The 4,092-nt window shown below is 69.6% G+C and carries 3 protein-coding genes and 2 pseudogenes; 4 read left to right on the top strand and 1 reads right to left on the bottom strand.

All coding sequences use genetic code 11. The annotated features are described in order from the left end of the window. A pseudogene (locus ABZ260_RS47920) lies at nt 1–843 on the bottom strand (diaminopimelate decarboxylase); the annotation flags it as partial. 144 nt (nt 844–987) lie between these two features. Here ABZ260_RS47920 and ABZ260_RS47915 point away from each other — a divergent pair. From ABZ260_RS47915 to ABZ260_RS47900, 4 genes and pseudogenes are all read left to right on the top strand, one after another. Continuing rightward, a complete protein-coding gene (locus ABZ260_RS47915) occupies nt 988–1,872 on the top strand; it encodes an ABC transporter substrate-binding protein (RefSeq protein WP_355551404.1) in 885 nt (294 codons plus the stop codon). After that, nucleotides 1,863–2,783, top strand: a complete 921-nt coding sequence (locus ABZ260_RS47910; RefSeq protein WP_355631751.1) for an amino acid ABC transporter permease — start codon at nt 1,863–1,865, stop codon at nt 2,781–2,783. Before ABZ260_RS47915 ends, ABZ260_RS47910 begins: the two co-directional genes overlap by 10 nt. Then, nucleotides 2,783–3,547 carry an amino acid ABC transporter ATP-binding protein gene (locus ABZ260_RS47905; RefSeq protein ID WP_355631748.1) on the top strand — a complete coding sequence of 255 codons (765 nt, stop codon included), beginning with the start codon at nt 2,783–2,785 and terminating at the stop codon, nt 3,545–3,547. Before ABZ260_RS47910 ends, ABZ260_RS47905 begins: the two co-directional genes overlap by 1 nt. Next, nucleotides 3,544–4,092 (top strand): annotated as a pseudogene (locus ABZ260_RS47900) (D-aminoacylase); the annotation flags it as partial. The gene ABZ260_RS47905 and the pseudogene ABZ260_RS47900, both read left to right, overlap by 4 nt.

The raw sequence follows: 4,092 nt of genomic DNA, 5'->3' as shown, positions 1-4,092 counted from the left end.
GCGGCCAAGGCCGGCAAGCCGCTCTACGACTCCCTCGGCTTCGACGCCATCACCGACGCGACCTGGTGGATGTGACAGGGCCCCGGGCAACGGAAGGCCGCCGCCGAGGTCGAGCTTGGGGATCGTCACGCCGTGCTCAAGCTCGCAGGCCAGCAGGAAGTCGGCCATCCGGCGGGCGGCCAGGGTGAAGCCGCCCAGATCGGTGATCTGCGACCCGATGTGCGAGTGCAGCCCGGTCAGCTCCAGTGAGGTGGTGGCCAGGACCCGGCGTACCGCCTCGGCCGCCAGTCCGGCGCTGAGCGAGAACCCGAACTTCGAGTCGTCGCCCCCGGTGGCGATGAACTCGTGGGTGTGCGCCTCCACCCCGGGGGTGACCCGGATCATCACGCGCTGCCGTACCCCCGCCTCGTCCGCGAGGGCGGCCAGGCGCTCGATCTCGGTGAAGGAGTCCACGACCACGCAGCCGACGCCCCAGGTGACGGCGCGGCGCAGCTCGGCGACCGACTTGTTGTTGCCGTGGAAGACCACCCGCGCGGGGTCCATGCCCCCGGCCAGGGCCACGGCCAGCTCGCCTCCGGTGCACACGTCGAGGCAGAGCCCGGCCGCCTCCAGCCAGCGCACCACCTCGGGGCAGAGGAAGGCCTTGCCGCCGTAGTGCACCTCCCCGTCGGGGAGCGCCTCCCGCCACTCCGCGCAGCGGCCCTGGAACTCCTCCTCGTCGAGGACGTAGGCGGGCGTGCCGAACTCGGCGGCGAGCTCCCGCACGCCGATCCCGCCGATGCGGAGTTCCCCGCCGGTCCATGCCGCAGTGCGCGGCCAGCCGTTCTCCATCACCAAGGTCATGGTGTCGAAGGTAGAGACTGATGGCTTTTGTCCGGTCTTAGCAGCGAAGTTTTCGATGCCAAGGCTCGCAAGCATTCACGTGCGTTGGGGCCGTTACCTCCCATCGCCACCATAAACTCAACCATTCGCAAACTAGGAGATTTCGTGACAAAGCGCCTGTATTCGGTCATCGCTGTCGCGCTGGCGGTGTCGGCATTCGCCGGCGGCTGCGGGCGCTCGTCGTCGGGAACCGACGTCGGCGCGGGCGCCACCTCGGCGGCCGGCAAGACCGCCAAGGACCTGGTGCCCGAGGCCGTCCGCAAGAAGGGCGAGCTCCGGATGGCGACCTCGGAGGGCTACCCGCCGATGGAGATGTACAAGCCGGGCACCCAGCAGCTCACCGGCGTCGACCCGGACCTCGCCGAGGCGATCGCGGCCAAGCTCGGCCTGAAGGCCAAGGTGACCAACGCCGCCTTCGACGGCCTGATCCCGGGTCTGCAGGCAGGCCAGTGGGACGTGGTGATGTCCTCGATGAGCGACACCGAGGAGCGCCGCGCGGCCGTCGACTTCGTCGACTACTTCAACGCCGGTGGGGCCATCATGGTCAAGAAGGGCAACCCCGAGGGCATCAAGACCCTTGAGGACCTGTGCGGCCGTACCGTCGTGCTGGCCAAGGGCAGCTCGAACCTCGCGATCGGGCAACGGCAGGACGAGAAGTGCGCCAAGAAGATGCAGATCATGCAGAGTGAGGACGCGCCGACCGGCCTGCTGAGCATCGACTCCGGCCGCGCGGTCGCCACCATCGTCGACTCGCCCGTCGCGGCGATGTACGCCAAGGAGACCGGCAAGTACGACGTGCTGCCCGAGCAGTACGACGCCGGTCCCTGGGGCATCGCGATCGACCGGCGCAACACCGCGCTGCGCGACGCCGTGGCCAAGGCGATGCAGGAACTGACCGCCGACGGCGGTTACCAGGCGGTCCTGGAGAAGTACGGCGTCGCGAGCAACGCCGTGCCCGAGGTGACGGTCAACACCAAGCCATGGAAGTGACCGGAACCGCCGCGGGCACCGAGAATCCGCACCTGCCGATCGACGCGCTCCGCCCGCCGCGGCCCGGCCGGTGGATCACGGCAGCGGTCGCCGGATTCGTCCTGGTCTGGCTGGCCTACACGATCATCGTCAACGAGAACCTGCACTGGGACGTCATCGCCGCGTACCTGATGGACGGCAGGGTCCTCGGCGGCCTGTGGGTCACGATCCAGCTCACCGTGCTGTCGATGGCGATCGGCCTGGCGCTGGGCATCCTCGCCGCGGTGATGCAGCTGTCCGGCAGCCCCGTGCTGCGGGGCGCCTCCGCGCTCTACACCTGGTTCTTCCGCGGCACCCCGCTGCTGGTCCAGCTCATCTTCTGGTTCAACATCGGGCTGGTCTTCCCCTCCTTCGGCATCGGCGTGCCGTTCGACGGCCCCAAGCTGATCGAGTGGCAGGCCAACGAGCTGATCACGCCCTTCACCGCGGCCCTGCTCGGTCTGGCGATCAACGAGGGCGCCTACATGGCCGAGATCGTCCGGGCGGGCATCCGCTCGGTGGACCCCGGCCAGCGCGAGGCGGCCGAGGCGCTCGGCATGTCGCACCGGCAGGTGCTTCGCCGGGTGGTGCTTCCCCAGGCGATGCGGGTGATCATCCCGCCCACCGGCAACCAGTTCATCTCGATGCTCAAGACCACCTCGATGGTCTCGGTCATCGCCGGGGCCGAGCTGCTGACCGTCTCCCAGCGCATCTACCTCGGCAACTTCGAGGTGATCGCGCTGCTCGTCGTGGCCTCCATCTGGTACATCGTGCTCACCACCATCGCCAGCGTCGGCCAGCACTTCGTCGAGAAGCGGTTCGAGCGCGGCCACCACACGCTGCAGGTCAGGGTCCGCCGCAACCTGCGGCCGTTCAGCAGGGGGAACGTCTGATGACCGAGCCCATGGTGAGCATCCGCTCGGTGCGCAAGTGCTTCGGCTCCGTCGAGGTGCTCAAGGGCATCAGCCTGGACGTGCCCGTAGGCGGCGTGGTCTGCGTCGTCGGCCCGTCCGGGTCCGGCAAGTCGACACTGCTGCGCTGCGTCAACCGGCTGGAGACCATCGACTCCGGCCGCATCCGGGTGGACGGCGACCTGATCGGCTACGCCGAACAGGGCGACCGGCTCCACCACCTGAGCCCCGCCCGGCTCTGCCGCCAGCGGCAGGACATCGGCATGGTGTTCCAGCGCTTCCACCTCTTCCCGCACCGCACGGCGCTGGAGAACATCATGGAGGGCCCGGTGGTCGTCAAGGGCGTCTCCAAGGGGGACGCCAGAAGAAGGGCGCTGGAACTGCTGGAACGGGTGGGCCTGGCGGACCGCGCGGACCACTACCCCGCCCAGCTCTCCGGCGGCCAGCAGCAGCGCGTGGCGATCGCCCGCAGTCTGGCCATGGACCCCAAGCTCATGCTCTTCGACGAGCCGACCAGCGCGCTCGACCCCGAGCTGGTCCAGGAGGTGCTCGCGGTCATGCGAGACCTGGCCGTCAGCGGGATGACGATGATGGTCGTGACCCACGAGATGAGCTTCGCCCGCGAGGTCGGCGACAATCTGGTCTTCATCGACGGCGGGGTGATCGTCGAGCAGGGCCACCCCCGCGACGTGCTCGCCAACCCGCGCCACGAACGCTTCCGCACCTTCCTCGGGCAGGTCCTGTGATCCCCCACTTCGATCTGCTGCTCCGAGGCGGCCTGGTGGTCGACGGTACGGCGGCGCCCGATGCCGCCCGCTCCGCCGACGTCGGTGTCCTCGCCGGTCGCCTCACGCTGCTGCCTCCGGGAGCCCCGGCCGGCTCCCGCCACACCGAGGACGTGACCGGCCTCGTCGTCGCCCCCGGCTTCATCGACGTGCACACCCACTCCGACGGCGTCACCCTGATCGACGGGGAAGTGGGCGGCGACATGGTCCAGGCCGCCGTCCTGCAGGGTGTCACCACGGAGATCTGCGGCAACTGCGGCTCCAGTCTCTTCCCCGCCCTGCCGGAACGGCTGGCCGCGATGCGCGCGGAGAGCCGGGTCTACTTCGGTGGCGATGTCGGGATGTACGAGGGCTTCGCCGAGTTCGCCGCCGCGCATGCGGCCGTGCCCCGCGCCAACCACCTCGCCTCCCTCGTCGGCGCAGGCCCGGCGGGTGATCGCCGAACCGGGCGCGGAGGTCGAGTACGTCGTGCTGTACACCGAGGGCGCGCGTCCCGCCGACGCCCA

This window comes from Streptosporangium sp. NPDC006013 (assembly GCF_040614275.1).
Classification (GTDB): domain Bacteria; phylum Actinomycetota; class Actinomycetes; order Streptosporangiales; family Streptosporangiaceae; genus Streptosporangium.
Note: the sequence above shows the minus strand (reverse complement) of the source record. Positions and strands in the feature narration are given on the sequence as shown.

Coding starts and splice junctions, on each gene's coding strand:
- ABZ260_RS47910 (WP_355631751.1), top strand. CDS start 1,863: ATGGAAGTGACCGGAACCGCCGCGGGCACCGAGAATCCGCACCTGCCG.
- ABZ260_RS47905 (WP_355631748.1), top strand. CDS start 2,783: ATGACCGAGCCCATGGTGAGCATCCGCTCGGTGCGCAAGTGCTTCGGC.